Genomic DNA, 21,373 nt, shown 5'->3' with positions numbered 1-21,373 from the left:
AACACTATGCTATAGCCGATTATGGTAATCAAGCTCGTCGTGTGCAGAGAGTCACTATTGTGGGTGATATTCCAGTTGGTATTGATGGTAAACAGAGTCAGGCTATCAAAGGAGATGCTTCGGCTTATAACAAGCGTCTAGCTGTAGCTGTTTAAGTTCTGTTTTAGGAATGCAGAGGTACGCAAAGTTTCAGGATTTAAGCAAGGATTGATGTTTTATGGTAAGAACTGTTTCGACAATGTTACCTTTGGGTACTTTAGCACCTAATTTTTATTTACCGGATGTGGTTTCTAGTAAGATAGTTAGTCTCTCAGATTTCGCTCACAAAAGGCCTTGTTAGTTATATTTTTAAGTCGTCATTGTCCTTTTGTACAACATATTAAGTTGGAATTAGCTCAACTAGGTAAGGACTATGCACAAAGTAACCTGGGAATAGTGGCGATTAGTGCTAATGATGTGAATAATCATCCCGATGATGCACCGGAATTTTTAAAAGTTTTTGCACAGGAATTAGATTTAAATTATCCTCTGCTATTTGACGAGACACAAAAGACGGCTAAAGATTTTTTTGCTGCTTGTACTCCTGACTTCTTTTTGTTTGATGAAAACCGCAAACTTGTCTATCGTGGACAGTTAGACGATAGCCGTCCACAAAATGGTATCCCTGTAACTGGCAAAGATTTGCGGGGTGCGATCGCATCTGTTTTAGCTGGTCGAGATGTAGACCGAGAGCAGAAACCCAGCATTGGTTGTAACATTAAATGGAAGCCAGGAAATGAACCTGTATATTTCCAAAATACAGCGATCGCAGTTTGAGAAATTCATGCTATTTACTGTTGCTGAATCAGAATGTTTCTCTAGTCTCCACCTTCCTCATCTGTAAATAAATATAGGTATATTGAGAAATATGCCTATATTTTTTATTGCTAGACAAAATCTTAATTTCTGATACTTAAATTCATCAAATTTAATTGTAATATTTCTCCTAATTTCTTATGGTGAAGCAAGTAAATTAGCTAATAACAATAATTAAGATAAGCACAAATTTATAGGTTTAAAAAATAAAATTAATCCTCCTAAAGTATGGCATTTGTAGATGATTCAGGAGTAAATTATGACAGGTAAACTAGAGAACAAGATAGCTATTGTTACTGGAGCTTCTTCGGGAATTGGAGAAGCTACAGCGATCGCTTTAGCCGCAGAAGGAGCAAAAGTAGTGATTGCAGCCAGAAGAGGCGATCGCTTGGCTGCATTAGCAAAACGCATCACTGAAAATGGTGGTGAAGCCTTACCTATTGTGACTGACGTTACAGACGAAACCCAAGCTAACAACCTCATCCACAAGACAAATGCAGAGTTAGGACGAGTAGATATTCTAGTTAACAATGCAGGTGTGGCGTTAACTGGTAATATTGCTGGCGGTAACACTGCCGACTGGCGGCGAATGTTTGATGTTAATGTTTTTGGTGTGCTTTATACTACTCATGCTGTTCTACCCATCTTCCAAGCTCAAGGTAGTGGTCACATCGTCAATATCTCATCAGTAGCTGGTCGCATAGCTCGCGCAGGTGTTGGGATATATAACGCCACTAAATGGGGAGTTAATGCTATCTCCGAAGCATTACGTCAGGAAGTGTTAAAAGATAACATCCGTGTCACGGTGATTGAGCCTGGTTTGGTGGAGACGGAAATCAATAATCATGTCACCGATCCTGTAGCGAAGAAAAATGTTGAAGAACGATTAAAAGCTATTACACCACTGCAAAGTGAAGATATCGCCAATGCGATCGCCTATGCAGTAACTCAGCCACCCCATGTGAATGTGAATGAAATTCTGATTCGACCGACTCAGCAAGAACGGTAAGATCAATTCAAAATTCGGTGTTATTTCTGAGTGGGATGATTTGTGTTTAAATTCATCCCACAATTAGGACTTTGTTAAAGCAATTCAAACCCCAGATTGTTCAAGGCTTCTCGCAGGCGATCGCGTCCCGATAGAGATTCAGGAAATGCTATGCGTTTAGCTGAATGTTCTGACCAATCACCACCAACATTCATCTGTTGAGAACTGTAAAATTGTTTCATGATTTGGTTATACAGTTCAATTTCCTGTTTTTGTGTTTCTAACTGATAAGTCTCCCGATGTAATACCGGCCGCTTGGGGTAAACGTGGTTTCACTTCTACATTAATAGATGAATCTGCATAACCCACACACAACCCAAACACCGCAACAACATGGGGTGGTAAATTCAAAACCTCTGCTACTGCTTCTGGACGATTACGTAATGCACCAATGTAGACTGTTCCCAAACCCAAAGATTCAGCAGCGATCGCCGCATTTTGTGCTGCTAATGTAGCATCAATAGCCGCCATCAAGAACATTTCCAGGTAATTCAAACCTTCATGGGGTAATCCTTGGTTTTCAGCAATGTGTGTTAATCTTGCCAAATCTGCTAACCACACCAAAAATAAAGGACACTGGCGAATATGTGCTTGGTTATTCGCCAACTGTGATAACTTCTCCTTGCGTGTCGTATCTTGAACAGCAACTACACTCCACGTCTGGAGATTAGAGGAAGTAGATGCTGATTGTGCAGATGCTATCAAAGTTTCCAGAGTGTTTGTTGGTAGAGGATCATTCAGGTAAGCGCGAATGGAACGGTGAGAGAGCAAATTAGATATTGTCTGGTTCCAAGGAATATCTGCATTAAATGCGTCTACACCATAGCGACGATGAAGCAAATCAGTAGGATTAGTCATAATTACAAATTATTAGATTTTAGGTGAAAAAGCGGCCTATTGCTCAGGTATTAACATCGATTCTTTAACGGTAAATAAAAAACTGAATATTAAACCACTAATAAACACTCCCAGCAATTTTATAGAAGGAATTGATAGTAAATAATTTTGACTGGCAAATCTCTTAGTTAACGGTTTTCGCCAATAGATCATCGTGTGCTGAAATAAAAATTCCAACATAGATTTTTACACTTGACTATGTAAAATATTAAGCTGATTAGTCCTAATGCTGTGTTAGCTAAGTTGATAATACATTAAAATCTACTATAAATCAGTAGACTTAGCGTATTTAATTATTTAATTAGGATATTATAGCCTTTTTTACCCTAGTGACGTACAAAGGACAATAATTAAACGCAGATGAACACAGATATAGCTTGCTTCCCGCAGGGTAAGCGGATAAATTTGTACTTCAGTAGACTAGGAAACGCTATAGCATTCTATCAAGACTTTAGTAAATAGGCTTTTCCGGCTACATTTAAATATAAGAACAAGGTGCTGATTGAGAAAGATAGGGTTTTTCCCAAAAGTGCGTCACTCCAAATAGAGTGTATAAATTAAATTAAGTATATTAAAAATTATTGTGGATTGTTCGTGATCATAAATAGGGATAAGTAGTATATCTGAATTGAAAAAGGGGTGTGAGGGAAAGACTTTTTCATGTCTTCTTGTATACGCGGTTCATGATGGCTACTTGTATCAGAAAAATTTATTAATCAAATTGTTATCAATTTTTGAAATTAGTATAGAATCAGTGAGACAACATAAGTAAATTTAGCAATATTTCGTTTTTCTAAAAAAAATCAACAAATTCTCAAAATCATTTCAAAGCGATTAAGGTGGTTTAGTTAGTTGAAGTCTGTTCTATAGCAAGATAAACTCAATTAATCTTATGACTGAATTACTAGAATTGGCAGCCTTAGATGAGCATCGCTTGAGTAATAGAAAACGTAGTGGTAACTATGAAGATGTACTTGTAGTTGGTAGACTAGTGCAAATTTCTTTAAAAACGCTAGCTCCACCACAAAGTACAGTCGTGATTTTTAAAACAACAGGAGAAATAGAATTATTGGGTGATCATCACCAAGTAATTGCTACACAAACTCCCTTGTTTCTCACACAAATTCCGCAAATTTATCTGCTAGCTAGAACATTTAGTGATCAAATTGCAGACCGGAGTTTACAAATTACTTTTCAAGATGATCATGGTAGTCTGCTCAAACAATTGCGGATTGATTTGACGGCAGTGCAAGTTTGTCTTGATGTTGATGCTGATAGAGACGGGATTATTGAAGCTAACAACCCCCATAAAAGTGATTGGGAATGGGGAAGTAATGGCCATGGTGCAGTTTTATTAGTGAATAGCGATCGCGATATCGTTTATTCTGATGGTCGGAGTGATAACGAAGCGAGTTTAATTCAAGGACTACTTGACCTGAAAGATTTTAGCTTCATGATTGTGCGTAAAGCTGGGCTGAGAAATTTACCGGCTGGATATGAACTAGAGTTATCAGTTAGTAAAGACACTACCCAGCGCATTCGCATTTATGACGAATTAGATCGAGACGGTTATGAGTTAATTGGCCCTGGTATTTCTAGAGCGAGAATCAGGGATACTGATCGGGATATTATTTTAGCGATTGAAGGGTTGAGTTATCCTGATTTTGATTTTGACGGCTTAGTTGAAATTAGTTTAAGTCTGGTCAAAGATGGTAAATCTGTGTATAGCGATCGCGTAGTATTTCGAGTTGCACCTTGGATCATGACTCCTAATACTTTATCGCCAATTACAGTCTTTGTTTCGCGGTTATCTACTGGCGAGAACAAAGAATTTATTGATGAACTGAGAAAAGTTGTTGCTCAAGCCAACGCTCAACTTGATATTATCCCCTATGAGTTTCATCAAGATGATCCCTGGGTGCAAGACGAGATTGAAATTGGTTACACTCAAGCCCCAGGACATCTACTTCCTGTCGTCTTTGATTCCCCACGCGATCGCGGACTCGCAGAATTTCCCAAACGCAGACTATTAGGGATTGACTTTGGTTATCTCACCCGTAAAAGTCGCTATTTAGCCACAAAATTAGACTCTTTTGGGAATTTAGAAGTTTCTCCGCCAGTGACAGTTAAAGGTGTTCACTATCCCTTGGGGCGCTTGATTTTCGGTGGGACTCGCAAGGATATTATCCCCGAACCACGGCGGATGTTAAGAGTATTGCGAGATTTTCTCTATGCTCAAAAAATTCAAGCACCCCTAGAAATCTTTTCAGACTGGCTAAGTGTAGGACATATTGATGAGTTTATGACCTTTGTCCCCGCACCTACCGATAAAGGATTTAAATTACTATTAGCCAGTCCCAACCAAGCTTATAACATTATCAAGCATCTGCGAGAGCAAGGTCATGGTCAATTATTCTTAAGAGAAGGCAAAAAACTCGACAGAAAACCAGCCGATATTACTATTGCAGATATTCTCGATAATCAAGATTTAACCAACCAAAATCAAACATATCAAGAACACATTCATTGGAATCGAGAAATCCTCAAACAAGAATTAGAATTAAGCGACGAAGATATTATTGAACTACCTGCTTTATTTAGAGATGATGGCAAGGGTAGAGCCGAAACTTTTTTACCAAACATGGTTAACATGATTGTCCTCAATCAGCACCTTGGTATTCCCAAACCATTCGGGCCGAAGTTGGATCATCAATGTCAATTTGAGGCTTATGTACGACAAGTTTTAGAACCGTTGGGTTTAGTTTGTCACTTCATCGATGATTGGGAACCCTACTTCCGCAAACGAGGTGAAATTCATTGCGGAACTAATACACGTCGCCAACCTTTTGCCCAAAAATGGTGGGAGATTGAGCCTACATTTTTGCCTTGAAACAAAGGGAGAATGGGGTGTGATACCAATTCGCAATTCGCAATTCGCAATTCGCAATTCGCAATTCGCAATTCGCAATGGGCTAAACGCCCCGCTTCCGCTAACGCAATGGACTAACGTCCCGCTACGCTAACGCAATTAAAAAACCTAGATGCAGCAAGATTTTCAAGGTTTAAATCTGTATCAGATTTTTCGTGAAATGGTGTGAGCGCAGAGTCAACACCCTATTCTAATGCCCATTCTGTTTGATTGGTATTTGAATGATCAACTCTGTGCCTGTGCCTAGTTTTGAGAAGCACTCTAATTTGCCACCATGCTTTTCGGTAATGATTTGGTAGCTGATAGCCATACCCATTCCCGTACCTTTACCTATGGGTTTGGTGGTAAAGAAGGGGTCAAAAATGCGGTTTTTCAATGGTTCAGGTATTCCTGTCCCATTATCAGCGATCGCAATTTCTACCCATTGATGATCGTTAGCAGATGTACGGATAGTAATTTGACTGGGATTAGCCTTTTTTTCCTCATGAGTGTGCTTGAGGTTGACTTCATCTAAGGCATCGATGGCGTTGACCAAAATATTCATGAACACTTGATTCAGTTGTCCAGGATAGCATTCTACTAGTGGTAGATTGCCATAGTCACGGATGACTTCAATTGCTGGCAATTCTGGTTGATTTTTTAGACGGTGTTGCAGAATTAACAGCGTACTTTCGATTCCTTCATGAATGTTCACTGCTTTAAATTCTGCCTCATCCATACGCGAAAAATTCCGCAATGAGAGGACAATGCTACGGATGCGATCAGTTCCCATTTTCATAGAAGATAACATCTTCTGCAAATCGTCGGTCAAAAATTCTAAATCAATTTCTTCAGCTAGAGCGTTTATTTCTGGGTCATCATCAGGATGACGTTCTTGGTACAGGTGAATCATCCTCAGCAAATCTTGAGTGTACTCATGAAGGTGAGTAATATTGCCATGAATAAAGTTCACTGGATTATTAATTTCATGGGCGACACCTGCCACTAACTGTCCCAAACTGGACATTTTTTCGCTTTGAATTACCTGGGCTTGGGTGCGTTGTAACTCACTTAAAGTTGTTTTGAGTTCAATAGTACGTTCTTCTACCCTGTCTTCTAGTTCTGTGTTACTAGCTTCAATGGCAGTAAAAAGTTCATTTAATTGCCCTGCCATATAATTAAAAGATTGGGCAAGGATGTTAAGTTCTTGAATATTACTGTGATCAACTGTTTGGTCTAATTTACCTGATGCGATCGCCTGACTTGCCAATTTGATTCGCAAAATCGGGCGGGTAATCCAGATGGATGTGAGATAACCGATGATAGTTGCTGTACCTAATGCCCCTAAGCAAAGCGAGATCGTAGTTTGTTTATTGGCATTGATGTTAGCCATAAAAGCTTTTTCTGGTAAACTTACCACCACCAGCCAATCTAATCCATATTGATCATGCCAGGGGGTAACATAGACAAAATGACGTTCTCCCCGCAATTTGAGTTCTAATTTCCGAGGCGCAGTAATTGACTCCAACCCATGTACTCGTTGTTGAATCTGTTTGGCAATTTCTTTGACTGCGGGATCTGGGCTGTCAGTAGCTTGCAAGCGTTGAATCTTCTGATTAACTATAGTGAATGGTTGCTCAGTGCTGGAATTGGCAATCAACATCCCATTGCGTTCCATAATGAAAACTTGTCCTGAGCGGCTAACATCCAACCGCCGTAAAAATTCACTCAGTTTCAACAGATGAATATCAGAACCAACCATTCCCAGCAATCGGTTTTGAGCATCATATATGGGACGACCTGTACTTGCTGTAATATAAGATTCCTGATTACTATTCCAAATGTAGATCCGTGACCAAATAGGTTTACCTGCTTTGATTGGTTCTGTGTACCAACTTTCATGAAAGTTATTGTAGTCGTAGGTGCTATTGACGCGAGTGCGATTGCCTTGGTCATCAGTAGCATAGTTTTTGGCGTTATTTGGTAACTTAGCTCCCCAATCATCAATCGTTACTGTTTTGCCATCGTAACGAGCCGCACCTGCGCCTTCACCTGTTGTCAGTCCAGTGCCGATGTAGGTTAGGTCATAGACTTGCATCAGTTTCCAAAAATGCTTGCCGAGAGTTTTGCGATCGCGCACATCCAATAATCCCATTGCGATCGCATCAGCATTAATTTGGTTAATCTTGTGGGGAATAGCCAGATAAGAGTTAAGGTGTTGCTCAACCATATCATTGGTTCGATCCATCAATTTATTAACCAATTCCTGCACTTCTTTTCGTCCATTTTTAAAGGACAAGTAGCCTACTAAACTCACTGCACCGAAAATTTGCAGCACAAACGGAACAATCAGCACCATCTGTAGTGGGAAGGCTGTAAATTTTCTGAGTTTATACTTTTTCATCTCTGTTTCCATTTGGAATCTTTGCCAATTCCCAAATACAGGCAATTCAAAACCATCAGCAAAGCTTGATAGCTACATGGTTAGTATTCCCAGTTACAGAATGCAAAATTCAAAACGGATCTAAAGATGTAGGAGTTTAAGGGTTTAAGTGTTTAACTGCAATACCATACTTGCTCAACACTCAACTTCCATTACGTCAAGTGCATAAACACCATTTTCAACAATTCCGCACGGGTGAATGGTTTAGTTAGATATCCTGACGCACCTACCAATCTAGCTTTGACTTTATCTACTATGCCTTTATAGCCTGTCACAAAAATAATCGGCGTATTTTTAAACATCGAATTATTACGGATAATTCTGCACAGTTCATAACCATCAATTCCTGCCATATTCAAATCTAATAAAATTAAGTCTGGTTTGTGCCTAATAATTGACATCGCCGCTTTTAAGGGGTCACTAATGGTAATGACAGTGAAGTTTTCCGTCTCTAAAAAATAACTAATTTCTTTTAAAATTGTGGGACTGTCATCTACAGATACGATTTTGTAGAGTTTTTCTGGAGTAACGGTAGCGGGAATTACTCTTTCAGGAGAAGAGTTCGTGTTATTTAGTTCTTTGTTGGTTGCTGTTGTAGCAGTGGAAATCTGCGATCGCTTGACAATAGCAACATTTTCGATCTCTACAATCGGGGTGATAGGCGTAGCATTGCTACTGAGTTCTACAACTGTCTCAACTAACTTTTTCTCTAACAATGCTGTTGTATATTCAGGAGTTTCTGGTAATTCTGTCACCATCTTGGGTAACTGATCAAATGGTGGATCTGGTTCATGTAAAATAATCTCCCCTGCAATGATGTAAGGGTATAAATATTGTGCTAGTTGCATTTCATCTTGATTCATAATCACAGCAAGATGACGCAGACTAAAACCCTTCATCCAGTAAGTTAATTGGGGTTGTAATTCGGGAGAACTTTTACCAGGGATTGTGTGACTTAGCAACAAATAGGGACGCTGATAATGAGAAGTAAATTTGGGTAAATAAGTCTGCCAATTTTGCAATCTCTTTTGACAACGTTCTATGACTCTTGTGGTATCTAAACGACAAATTACAGGTAACTTTTGTGATGAGTCACTTAATTCATAATTACCAGTATTAATGAGCAAAAATGACTCGATAACTTCTTTGACTAATTCCTGAATTAATACTGTAGCCTGTTGCTGATCTAAATATTTCTGGTTAATCAGCCATTGAATTGCTTGATAATCTTGTGGCTGAATGATATCAGTATCTTGCTGCTCATTAATTTGTTTGTATAAATCAGTTTCAAATAGCAAGCGTAACTGAACACGTACCTGTGGAGTGACTAAAGGAAATTGTTGACTGAGGCGACGCAAATGACGTTCTAATTTGTCAAAGGGTTCTACTGTATGAGTAGCATAGGTGATTGTGCCATTTTCTAGATAAATTGACCAAGTAACAAAGTTACTGACAACTTGTAAACAAGTGGTGTCTAAACAACTCGCTAGTTGTCTTAATAAACTCTGAGGACGTAGTGTGGTAAATGTACCAGAATGATTCATATTCAATAGGGAACAAACAAGGAATAGGGAATGGGGAATGGGGAATGGGGAATGGGGAATAGGAGGGAAATTTTCTAAGTTTTTGTCTGAGTAATTAGTAATAGTTTGTAAAAATGCTCACTGTCTTGACTATTCTTGTTTTGAAGTTATCTTAGCTACAACGAGTGTTTTGTCATGCTGATGGATATATTTAAAAAATTTTATTTCTATATAGAAAAATAAAAATCCCACACAAAATCTTTAAAAATTCATGTAGGCAAATGGGAAATATTTATTATATTCTATGTTTGCTCTATATAAATTTCGGTAGATAGATTAATGTCTCCAATGTGAACCATTCACTATTTTATCTACATCCTGATTAAGATTTCATTAAAGATGTAGAAATTGCGGTGCGAATGCTTTGTTGAATGAAGATTAGATCAGCTACCATCAAACATCTACCATGAATATTTTTGGCTTCCACTGTGGAAAATATATACTTTGAAAAAAGGAAAATAGAGCTTTGGACTATAACATAACACAAAACGTTATGAGTGATACATTAACCCTAGATGAAGTAGTAGAATTTGCAGAGAATCCAGAACCACGTTGTCCTTGTGTATTGTTACTTGATACATCTGGTTCAATGCAAGGTCATGCCATAGAAGCTCTTAACCAGGGCTTGCTGAGTTTGAAAGATGAATTAATCAAAAATTCCATAGCAGCCAGACGAGTAGAAATTGCGATCGTCACCTTTGATAGTCATATCAATGTAGTGCAAGATTTTGTCACCGCAGATCAATTTAATCCGCCGATTTTGACAGCCCAAGGATTAACTAGTATGGGTGCGGGTATTCATAAAGCCTTAGATATGGTGCAAGAGCGTAAATCTTTGTATCGCGCTCATGGTATTGCCTATTATCGCCCGTGGGTATTTATGATTACCGATGGAGAGCCACAAGGGGAACTAGATCATTTAGTTGAGCAAGCGGCAATTCGTTTGCAAGGAGATGAAGCAAATAAACGCGTAGCCTTTTTTAGCGTGGGTGTAGAAAACGCGAATATGATGCGCCTCAATCAAATCGCTGTCCGCACACCCTTAAAACTCAAAGGACTGAACTTTATTGAGATGTTTGTCTGGTTATCGGCTAGTATGTCGGCAGTTTCCCACTCACAGATAGATGAGCAAATCGCACTACCGCCAATTGGCTGGGGTTCTATCTAGAAAAGTCAAAAGGTAAAAGTCACAAGGCAAAAGGTAAAAGGTAAAAGGTAAAAGGCAAAAGGCAAAAGGTAAAAGGCAAAAGTAAAAAGAAATAATGCTTGATCATCAAACATGAAAATCTTTTTACCCTTACACCCTCATACCCTCACACCCCTATACCCCTACACCCTTACACCCTTACACCCTTACACCCCCTAAACCCCTACCCCCTTTCTAGCTAGATTGCGGCTTGACACTTTCACAGCTAGCTGACAGAACAAATATATGAAAACATCAAAACAGAACCCTCATTGGCAGGTAGTCGCCGCCTCTGTCTGTGGTACAAGCCACCTCAAAAATAAGCAGCTGTGTCAGGATGCCCACCACTGGCAACTATTGCCTGATAACGTGTTAGTAGCAGCCGCCGCAGATGGTGCGGGTTCTGCCAGCCAAGGGAAAGTCGGTGCGATGGTAGCTGTAGAAACAGCCATAGAAAACCTTTCGCTGAAAAATATAACTAAAGACTCCTTAGCTGAAGATGAAACAGTGCAATGGCTGTTAACTGATGCCTTACTAGCCGCGAAAAAAGCTGTGGAAGATGAAGCGGCGGCTTGTCAAAAACAGCCCCAGGATTTAGCAACTACCTTAATTATTGCGATCGCCTCCCCAGAAATGGTCGCAGTCGTACAAATTGGTGATGGTTTAGCAGTAGCAAAGGATCGCATGGGCAACTTACTAGCCCTCACCATCCCCAATAATGGCGAATATATTAACGAAACGACTTTTTTGACTTCACCAGGTGCTTTAGAGACAGCGCAAATGAGAGTGTGGCGCGAAGCCATAGTAAATATTGGAGTCCTCACCGATGGACTACAAATGCTGGCTTTGAATATGGTGGTTGGCGAACCTCACAAACCGTTCTTTTTCCCTTTATTCGATTTTGTGGAAAAAACAGAAGATAGAACGGAAGCAAAAGAACAGTTAGTGAAGTTTTTAGGCTCTGAGCGCATTACCCAACGTACTGATGACGACTTAACCCTGATTTTAGCTGCCCTTTTGTGAGGCAAGGGGCGAATCAATTCAAAATTCAAAATTCGTCTTGGAAAGTTTGCTCAACGGGGGAAACCCCCGCACGCAACTTTCCGCAAAATTCAAAATTAAGAACTTCTGAGTATCAGAATATCAATTGCGAATTGCGAATTGCGAATTGCGAATTGCGAATTGGGTAGGGAGAGTAGGAAAACAGAAACAATGCCCCATGCCCCATGCCCAATGCCCCATGCCCAATAAACCCTTAACCGTGATTGATCATGAAGGTACTACGTTATCTTCCCCAGGAAGAAATTCTCAGTCTTAGCGTCAGTTTGGGGCGCGGTGGTGAAGCTTGTATTTATGCTGTACCATCCGCAGGTGATTTAGTCGCTAAGGTTTATCACAAATCAACAGTCGCTCATGCCCATAAACTACGGGCGATGCTGACTAACCCACCGGAAAACCCAACGGCAAATCTGGGGCATATTTCCATTGCCTGGCCACAGGAATTATTGTGGGGGACAGATGACAGTAAAAGCATTGTGGGATTTTTAATGCCCCGCATTCGGGGAATGCGTCCCATCATTGACTTTTACAACCCCAGAACTCGCCGCCAACATTGTCCGTTGTTTAATTATCAGTATTTGCTGCGGACGGCGCGCAATTTAGCGGCGGCTTTTGCCGCTTTACATAATAGTGGTTACTGTGTGGGCGATGTCAATGAGTCGAATATTCTCGTCAGTGACACAGCCTTAGTCACCTTGGTAGATACAGATTCTTTCCAAGTGCGTGACTCAGAAAACGATATGGTGTATCGGTGTCCGGTGGGTAAACCGGAATTTACACCCCCAGAGTTACAGAATAAAATCTTTGCTCACCACGATCGCGATTTGAGTCATGATGTCTTTGGCTTAGGAGTGTTAATCTTCCAATTATTAATGGAAGGTACACATCCTTTCTCTGGGATTTACCAAGGCGTTGCTGAACCACCACCCTACGAAGCCAGAATTGCGGCTGGACATTTCACTTACAGTCAACAGCGCAAAGTCCCTTATCTGCCTACACCTATTGCCCCACCTTGGGAAATTCTGCATCCTCGATTGCAACAACTGTTTGTGCAGTGCTTTGAGGATGGACATTACGCCCCCCAACAGCGTCCTACGGCTCAAGCTTGGTTATCTGCCCTCGCAGAAGCGGAAGATTCTTTGACTGTTTGTAGCGCGAATCATCAGCATCGCTACAGCAATCACCTACATAGTTGTCCTTGGTGTGAACGGGCAGTCCGCTTGGGTGGTAGAGATCCTTTCCCCTCCGTGCAGGCGATAGAAAGAAAAGAACATTTACGTCCCCGTACCACCACCAAAAAAAGACGCTACTCTCCACCGACTCAACCTATTGGTTTACCATTGCCAGTCATGCCTTTATACCAAAGCAACTGGCCATCCACTAACCCTAGTGCTGCACCAAAACGCCGTCGTCTGAGAAAGCGACTATATCCCGTAGTCTGTTGCTTGTTGGGTTTTGGGGTATTGGGATACTTAGATGTGATGATGAAATTAACTCGTCCTTTGGTGTCGCGGAATCATTATGCCCAGCAAAGCTTAATTACACAGCCTAATGTTAATCCTCCTACCTTAAGTTTTGCTGATTATTACCAGCAAGGTCATGCAGCTTACCAAGTGCGAGACTATAAACAGGCGGCAGACAACTTTACCCAAGCCATCCAAAAAGAACCCAACAATAGCAAAGCCTACGTGAATCGGGGTAATGCTCGTTACAATCTCAAAGACTACGAAGGCGCGCTAGCAGACTACAGTGCCGCACTACAACTGAATCCCCAGGAAATTAAAGCCTTTGTCAATCGAGGCAATGCGCGCTATATGATGGCAGAATATAGCAACGACCCAGATAAGGAATATAAACTGGCGATCGCAGATTTTAACCAAGCTTTGATTCTCAACAACAAAGAAGCCGAAGCCTATATCAGAAGGGGGATTGTTTACTCCCAAATTGCTAAATACAGTAGCGACACGCTCCAAGAATATCAAGAAGCGATCGCAGATTTTGACCAAGCCTTGAAACTCAACGCCGCTAAATCCGAAGCTTACTTTCAACGTGGTTCTGTCCGCTATCAAATCGCCCAATACAGTAACAACTCTGTGCAACAATACCAACAGGCGATCGCTGACTTTGACCAAGCCTTAAAAATTAACGACAAACTCGCCAAAGTTTACCTAAAACGGGGCATGGTGCGCTACGAAATTGTGCAACTAACAGGTAATAAATCTGATCCCCAACACACCAAAGCCATCGAAGATTTACAACTAGCCGCCCAACTTTCTTTAGAACAAGAAGATACAGAAGTTTATCAACAAGCCCTCAGTAGTATCTGTATTGTCGAAGAAAGCAAATGTAATGCTTTATTCCAAGGTTCTGCTATGTTGGGATACATCAGCACTAGGCAGTAATACCAATTCGCAGTTCGCAGTTCGCAATGGGCTAAACGCCCCGCTTCCGCTAACGCAATGGACTTCTCTTTGAGACGCTAACGCGAACGTCCCGCTACGCTCTCAGCGCAGCTATGCCGCAGGCTTTACGCAATTAAGAAGTTCAGATGTCATCTGGGTTGCAAGCTTTGTTTGTGTATGTTGCTTAATTTTTGAGAATTGGTGTAATACCAATTCACTAAAATTCTGATACAGATCGAAACCCAGAAAACCTTGTCAAGTCAGGATTTATCAATTGCGAATTGCGAATTGCGAATTGCGAATTGCGAATTGTGAATTGGTATAACACTGGTTGTTATTAGTCTGCTAAACAAATTATGATAGGTATAGATACCCGACTTTTTCAAAAAGTTGGGTATCTGAATTGGTGATGATAAATTGAGGAAATAGAACCAAAATTGTTAAGTTATTGACACATTTGGGCATTGTAATAATAGTAATAATTTGCCCAAGCAATTATCAGTCATTGAGCTTATGACACCACCAGCACCAAAAGTCCCGGAAATTTCTGGCTACACCATCACAGAACAAATTTACCGGGGTTCACGTACTGCCGTGTATCGAGCAGTACGTGAAAGTCAGAAATTACCAGTTGTAATTAAGGTGCTACAACAAGAATATCCCACATTTGGCGAATTGGTACAATTTCGCAATCAATATGCGATCGCCAAAAATCTGCCCATCACAGGCATCATCCCACCCCTAAGTCTAGAACCCTATGGCAATAGCTACGCCCTGATCATGGCAGACTGGGGTGGGATCTCCCTAGAAACATATATCCAGCAACATTACTTAGACCTAGCAGACATTTTAGCCATAGCCATCCAATTGGCAGATATTCTCCACCAACTACACCTACATCGAGTCATCCACAAAGACATTAAACCCGCCAACATCCTCATTCATCCACAATCAAAACAAATTAAACTCATAGACCTAAGCATAGCCTCCCTACTGCCCAAAGAAACCCAGGAGATTCAAAACCCCAACACCCTAGAAGGCACTCTAGCCTATCTCGCCCCCGAACAAACCGGACGCATGAATCGCGGTATCGATTATCGCAGTGACTTTTATGCCCTGGGTGTCACCCTGTATCAACTACTCACAGGTCGCTTACCCTTTCTTACCGATGACCCCTTAGAATTAGTGCATTGTCACATTGCTAAAATTGTCACACCTGTCCATGTAGTAAATACTGATATACCGGAAATGCTGGGGGCAATTGTCGCCAAACTCATGGCTAAAAATGCCGAAGACCGTTATCAAAGTGCCTTGGGACTCAAGCATGATTTAGCAGAATGTTGCAGCCAGTGGAAAAAAACAGGGACAATTACCGCCTTTGAGTTGGGAAAAAGGGATTTATGCGATCGCTTCCTTATCCCCGAAAAACTCTACGGTAGAGAAACCGCAGTCCAAACCCTACTAGACGCTTTTGCACGGGTAGCCCAAGGCAGATCAGAAATGATGCTGGTGGCGGGGTTTTCCGGCATTGGTAAAACAGCCGTTGTCAATGAAGTACATAAGCCAATTGTCAAACAACGGGGTTACTTCATCAAAGGTAAATTTGACCAATTTAATCGCAACATTCCCTTCTCTGCCTTTGTGCAAGGCTTTCGAGACTTAGTTGGGCAACTGTTGAGTGAAAGCGATCGCCAATTGCAACACTGGAAAACCCAGATTCTCGCAGCCCTGGGAGAAAATGCCCAAGTGATTGTAGAACTGATTCCCGAACTCGAACGGATTATTGGCACCCAACCACCAGCACCGGAACTATCAGGAACCGCCGCCCAAAATCGGTTTAATTTGTTGTTTCACAGGTTTATTCAAGTCTTTACCGCCCCTGCACACCCTTTAGTGATGTTTGTCGATGATTTGCAATGGGCAGATTCCGCTTCGTTGCATTTGATTCGGGTGTTAATGTCTGAGTCACAAACGGGCTGTTTGTTGCTGTTAGGGGCATATCGGGATAATGAGGTGTTTGCCGCCCACCCGTTGATGTTGACTCTGAGTGGAATGGAGAAAGCTGGGGCAAAAATCAATACCATTACCCTAAAACCCCTAAATTTTACTAGTCTCAATCATCTGATTGCCGATACCCTTCATGCTGCCACATTCCTAGTGCAACCACTGACACACCTGGTGATGCAGAAAACCCAGGGGAATCCCTTCTTTGCGACCCAGTTTTTGAAGGCGTTACATCAAGACCGGTTAATTCACTTTGACGCGAATGCGGGGTATTGGCAGTGTGATATTGTGCAGGTGCAAGATGCGGCTTTAACTGATGATGTGGTCGCGTTAATGGTGCAGCAGTTGCAAAAGCTACCAACCGCTACCCAAGAGATTTTAAAACTGGCGGCTTGTATGGGCGGGCAGTTTGATTTAAATACATTGGCGATCGTTTCTCAGCAATCCCAGGCCGAGGTAGCTACAAAATTGTGGCAAGCATTACAGGCGGGGTTGATTCTCCCCCAAAGGGATTTGTATAAATTTTATTTGTCAGAAACTCAAGCAACACCCCACACTCAACAGGAAAACTGCAATTATCGCTTTCTCCACGATCGCGTCCAACAAGCTGCTTATTCTCTGATTCCAGAACAGGAGAAATCTCAAACTCATTTCCAGATTGGCAATTTATTCTTAAAGGCACAAAAAGACGAAAATAACCACATTACCGTTTTTGAAATTGTTAATCAGTTAAATATCGGTCGATTAGAGATCGTAGAACCCCATGCTATCTTCGAGTTAGCCCGACTTAATATTATCGCTGGAAAACAAGCAAAGAAATCTGCGGCTTACAGTTCGGCGATGAACTATTTTCAAACAGCATTATCACTATTAAGCTCCGAAATTTGGCAGCAAGATTACTCCCTGGCCGTAGACTTCTACACCCAAATGATCGAAGCCACATATGTACAAGGTGACTTCGCCGAAATGGAACGACTGGTCTTGGAGTTACAAAAGTGGGCTAGAAATAATTTAGATTTAGTCAGAGTGCGTGAGCTTCAGTTAGAAGCTCTTGTTGCCCAAGGCAAATTAGAAGAGTCTTTGAGATTGGGGTTGGAATTTCTGAGTCAGTTTGGCCTTACCTTCCCTCAAACACCGTCTTTAGAAGATTATGCGATCGCCCTGACGCGGACTAGGCAAACCATTGGCGATCGCACCTCCAGGGAATTAATTGACCTTCCCCTAGAAACTGACCCATTGGCGATCGCTGTTATGCGTTTTCTGTTTCAGGTAGGCACACCGGCTTATTTCTTTGCGCCTCACCTATATCCATTAATTGTATATCAGGGGGTAGAATCCTCTGTACGTCAAGGAATATCGCCTGCATCCGCTCTCTTTTTTACTGCCTATGGATTACTACATTGTGCAATTTTGCATGACTATGAAGCAGGTTATGAATTTGGTCAGCTTTCCCTAGAAATTTGTCAAAAATTAGCGGCTGAAGAAGACAAATCTCGGTTGTTGTTGATGAATGGTGTCGGTATCACTCATTGGAAAAGACATTTTCGGGAATGCCTGATGCAATTCCAATCTGCTTATGCCATCGGTTTAGAAACAGGAGACTCCTCTTCGGCTGGTTACTCTGCTTTGAACTGCTGTATGTTCCCTTATTTGATGGGTGAACCCCTATCAGATTTGGAAACTAAAATGGATTCCTATCAACAGGTTCTGCGACAAATAAATCAGGGTGGGATTCTTAACTATCAGAAAATTCATCATCAAGCGATTTTGAATCTGTTAGGAAAATCGTCCGATCCTTGCTTAATTAGTGGTGAAGTTTACGATGAAAAGAAAATGGTGTCTTTCTATCAATCCACGAATGACCACGCAGGATTAGCTTATATATTTATTAATAAGTTAATGCTCGCTTTCTGGTTTGAAAACTGGGAAGTAGCGATTCAATCTGCTGATGCAGCAATACAGTATTTAGGCGGAATAACTGGGAATCCCCTCAATGTCATTTATCGTTTTTATGATGCCCTCACTCGATTGGCATCCTATCAAGAAGAATACGAAGAACGCATTGACCAAGACCTAAAAGAAATGGCGACTTGGGCAAAAGCGGCTCCTATGAACTATCAGCATAAATTAGATTTAGTCATTGCCGAACAACATCGAGTCAAAAACCACAGAGTAGAAGCAATTGATTTTTATGATCGGGCAATTAAAGGAGCAAAAGACAACGGATTCATTCAAGAAGAAGCACTAGCCAACGAACTCGCCGCCAGATTCTATCTGAAATGGGAGAAAGAAAGAATTGCCGCAGGCTATATGCAAGAAGCCTACTACTGCTATGCCCATTGGGGAGCGAAAGCCAAAATTGCTGAGTTAGAAACCCGTTATCCCGATCTGCTCCGTCCCATCTTGCAACAGGCACAAACATCTACAAACATTTTGAGTACCCTAGCGACGATCTCCCCAACATCTGTCTCTGGTCATACCAACACCCGCAAGAGTTCCATTAGTACCAAAATTAACTACTCCCTGGATTTTGCCACCATCCTCAAAGCCTCACAAGCACTTTCTAGCACGATTCAATTTGATGAACTCCTACATCAACTCACCCAAATCATTCTGCAAAACTCAGGCGCAGATCGCTGTGCCTTGATGTTGCTGAGTGAGACTGGAGAATGGCAAGTACGAGCAATCGCTACTCCCAATGAAACAAAACTCTGTGCTGAACCACTCGCCAATCATCCTCATGTCCCCATCAAGCTGATTCAGTACGTCAAAAACACCCAAGAAGTGGTGGTGATTGACAACATGGAAACTACCTTACCTGTGATTGGTGACTATCTCAGACAACGGCAGCCCAAAAGCATACTATGTTTCCCCCTACTCCATCAAGGGCATTTAACTGGCATTTTATATCTCCATAATCAACTCACTTGCGGAGTATTTACCGCAGAGCGAATTTTAATTCTCAATTTCCTCTGTACCCAAGCTGCCATTTCTCTGGAAAATGCCCGACTCTATCAACAGTTGGAACACTCACTCCAAGATGCTCAACAAAAGTCTCAGGATTTAGCAGAAGTCCTAGCACTTTCGAATGGACAACAAAAAATTCTGGCATTGATTGCCCAAAGGGTTTCCCTCAACACTATTTTGGAAGAAACTGCTCGATCCATTGAAAGCCATGCTCGCCATCCAGCCTATTGTTCCTTTTTGCTGATTGATGCCGAAGGGCGATTACGTTATGGCGCAGCCCCCAGTTTGCCAGCAGCCTATAATGCCTTAGTTGATGGCATTAAAATTGGCCCAGAGGTCGGCTCTTGTGGGACTGCTGCCTATTGCAAAGCATCCGTCACCGTCACAGATATTGTTACCGACCCCTTTTGGGCTAATTATCAAGTCGCCTTAGACTTTGGTTTACGGGCTTGTACCTCCACGCCCATTTTAGGTGCAGAAGGACAGGTGCTGGCTACCCTGGCTATGTATCAGCCAGTTGCTGGTGAATTTACCCTGCACGATCGCCAACTCATGGAAGTTGCCACCTATCTTGCCCGTATTGCCATTGAACGCCATCAGGCAGATATCGAACTGCAAAATACTCAATTACAAGTGCTACAAAGCGAAAAAATGGCATCCCTGGGAAATCTGGTAGCTGGGGTTGCCCATGAAATCAACAACCCCATCGGTTTCCTCAATGGCAGCATTACCAATGGCCAAGATTACGTCCAAGATTTACTAGGACATTTAACGCTTTATCAACAGCACTATCCCAAACCAGTCAAGGCAATTCAAGATAATGCCACAGCTATCGACTTAGAATTTGTCTCCGAAGACTTACCAAAGTTACTCAATTCGATGAAAGGAGCAACAAATCGGATCACAGAGATCAGTAATAGCCTCCGTAGCTTCTCCCGTGCTGATAGCCAATACAAAATCTCTGCCAATCTCCATGAGGGACTCGATAGCACATTGTTAATTTTGAAATATCGCCTCAAAGCCAACGAACACCGTCCAGCAATTCAAGTTATACAAGAATTTGGCGATTTACCCACCATTGAATGCTTCCCTGGGCAGTTAAACCAAGTGTTTATGAATATCCTGGCCAATGCCATCGATATGTTTGACGAAATGGCGCAAACTAAATCCTTTCTAGAACTAGAAGCCAATCCCCAGATAATTACTATCCGTACTGAAGTTATATCAAACCAAGTATATATCCGTATCCGTGATAATGGCAAAGGCATGACCCAAGAGGTGCAAGAAAAAATATTTGACCATTTATTCACTACCAAAGCTGTAGGAAAAGGCACAGGATTGGGATTAGCGATCGCCCGCCAAATTGTCGTAGAAAAACATGGCGGTAGCTTAAGTGTACATTCTGAGTTAGGTAAAGGAACTGAGTTCACAATACAAATTCCGGGTAATTCCACGCTTGGAAGTGCTGAGTGCTGAGTGCTGAGTGCTGAGTGCTGAGTAATGAGTAATGAGTAATGAGTGCTGAGTAATGAGTAATGAGTGCTGTTAGCAGTAGCGTGGCGTTTAGTTATTGCTGTTAGCGGAAGCGGAGCGTTGAGCAGCGTGCTTCAAGAAAAGTAAATACTACCTTGTCTCCCTTGTCTCCCTTGTCTCAATCCCCAGTCCCCAGTCCCCAATCCCCAATCCCCAGTCCCCAATCCCCAGTCCCCAGTCCCCAACTCCCAATCCCCAATCCCCAGTCCCCAAGAATCACTACGCCAAATTGCACTCGGATCAACGACTTTTAAAATAATTCTTATTCACTAAGCTTTTACAGATTATATAAGTTTATTTATCCTTTCTTTATACAACTACTACAAATAACAGTTAAATTATGTACGGAGAAAACTACAGAGGTAAGTGAATTTTTCTCCCATCCAAGTGCATCCTCTTCATCCTGATAAATTTATCGTCATCACTGAACAATGATTCTTTGATGATCAAAGACTTCAGACTTTCTGCAAAGTCAATCAAAAATCAAA

At 41.5% G+C, this 21,373-nt stretch carries 10 protein-coding genes and 3 pseudogenes; 9 read left to right on the top strand and 4 right to left on the bottom strand.

Features of this window, described 5'->3' with window-relative positions:
- The 3 genes and pseudogenes from CV014_RS14655 to CV014_RS14645 form a co-directional block, all read left to right on the top strand.
- Positions 1 to 155 (top strand): annotated as a pseudogene (locus tag CV014_RS14655) (TauD/TfdA family dioxygenase); the annotation flags it as partial.
- A gap of 62 nt (positions 156 to 217) precedes the next feature.
- A pseudogene (locus CV014_RS14650) lies at positions 218 to 816 on the top strand (thioredoxin family protein).
- A 298-nt stretch (positions 817 to 1,114) separates the two neighbouring features.
- The gene (locus tag CV014_RS14645) at positions 1,115 to 1,864 is read left to right on the top strand and encodes an SDR family NAD(P)-dependent oxidoreductase (RefSeq protein ID WP_236142699.1); all 750 of its coding nucleotides are present in this window, start codon (positions 1,115 to 1,117) and stop codon (positions 1,862 to 1,864) included.
- A gap of 74 nt (positions 1,865 to 1,938) precedes the next feature.
- Here CV014_RS14645 and CV014_RS14640 read toward each other — a convergent pair.
- A pseudogene (locus tag CV014_RS14640) lies at positions 1,939 to 2,761 on the bottom strand (NADPH-dependent oxidoreductase).
- A 931-nt stretch (positions 2,762 to 3,692) separates the two neighbouring features.
- On the opposite strand from CV014_RS14640, the gene CV014_RS14635 reads away from it, so the two are divergent.
- Entirely contained in the window at positions 3,693 to 5,690 is a 1,998-nt protein-coding gene (locus tag CV014_RS14635; RefSeq protein ID WP_236142698.1) for a protein-arginine deiminase family protein, read from the top strand.
- Positions 5,691 to 5,919: 229 nt separating this feature from the next.
- Here the strand turns inward: CV014_RS14635 and CV014_RS14630 are convergent, their stop codons facing one another.
- Together CV014_RS14630 and CV014_RS14625 are read right to left on the bottom strand one after the other, a co-directional pair.
- Positions 5,920 to 8,112: a sensor histidine kinase gene (locus tag CV014_RS14630; RefSeq protein WP_236142697.1), complete on the bottom strand. Its 2,193-nt coding sequence runs from the start codon at positions 8,110 to 8,112 to the stop codon at positions 5,920 to 5,922.
- Positions 8,113 to 8,303: 191 nt separating this feature from the next.
- Complete coding sequence (locus CV014_RS14625; RefSeq protein ID WP_236142696.1) at positions 8,304 to 9,695, bottom strand: response regulator; 1,392 nt, start codon at positions 9,693 to 9,695, stop codon at positions 8,304 to 8,306.
- Positions 9,696 to 10,227: 532 nt separating this feature from the next.
- Here CV014_RS14625 and CV014_RS14620 point away from each other — a divergent pair.
- The 5 genes from CV014_RS14620 (at position 10,228) to CV014_RS14600 (ending at position 20,828) form a co-directional block, all read left to right on the top strand.
- Positions 10,228 to 10,902 carry a vWA domain-containing protein gene (locus CV014_RS14620; protein WP_236142695.1) on the top strand — a complete coding sequence of 225 codons (675 nt, stop codon included), beginning with the start codon at positions 10,228 to 10,230 and terminating at the stop codon, positions 10,900 to 10,902.
- Between the two features lie 264 nt (positions 10,903 to 11,166).
- Positions 11,167 to 11,943: a PP2C family serine/threonine-protein phosphatase gene (locus CV014_RS14615; RefSeq protein WP_236142694.1), complete on the top strand. Its 777-nt coding sequence runs from the start codon at positions 11,167 to 11,169 to the stop codon at positions 11,941 to 11,943.
- A 124-nt stretch (positions 11,944 to 12,067) separates the two neighbouring features.
- Positions 12,068 to 12,238, top strand: coding sequence for a hypothetical protein (locus CV014_RS14610; RefSeq protein WP_236142693.1), 171 nt, complete (start codon positions 12,068 to 12,070; stop codon positions 12,236 to 12,238).
- Positions 12,192 to 14,381, top strand: coding sequence for a tetratricopeptide repeat protein (locus CV014_RS14605; RefSeq protein WP_236142692.1), 2,190 nt, complete (start codon positions 12,192 to 12,194; stop codon positions 14,379 to 14,381). Before CV014_RS14610 ends, CV014_RS14605 begins: the two co-directional genes overlap by 47 nt.
- Positions 14,382 to 14,894: 513 nt before the next feature.
- Positions 14,895 to 20,828 carry an AAA family ATPase gene (locus CV014_RS14600; protein WP_236142703.1) on the top strand — a complete coding sequence of 1,978 codons (5,934 nt, stop codon included), beginning with the start codon at positions 14,895 to 14,897 and terminating at the stop codon, positions 20,826 to 20,828.
- Between the two features lie 147 nt (positions 20,829 to 20,975).
- Here CV014_RS14600 and CV014_RS30055 read toward each other — a convergent pair whose 3' ends face one another.
- Positions 20,976 to 21,098, bottom strand: coding sequence for a hypothetical protein (locus CV014_RS30055; protein ID WP_268964707.1), 123 nt, complete (start codon positions 21,096 to 21,098; stop codon positions 20,976 to 20,978).
- Positions 21,099 to 21,373: the final 275 nt, after the last annotated feature.

It is taken from the genome of Nostoc sp. CMAA1605 (assembly GCF_021596505.1).
GTDB lineage: Bacteria > Cyanobacteriota > Cyanobacteriia > Cyanobacteriales > Nostocaceae > Trichormus.
The sequence above is the reverse complement of the archived record's forward strand: the minus strand, read 5'-3'. Positions and strand labels throughout refer to the sequence as shown.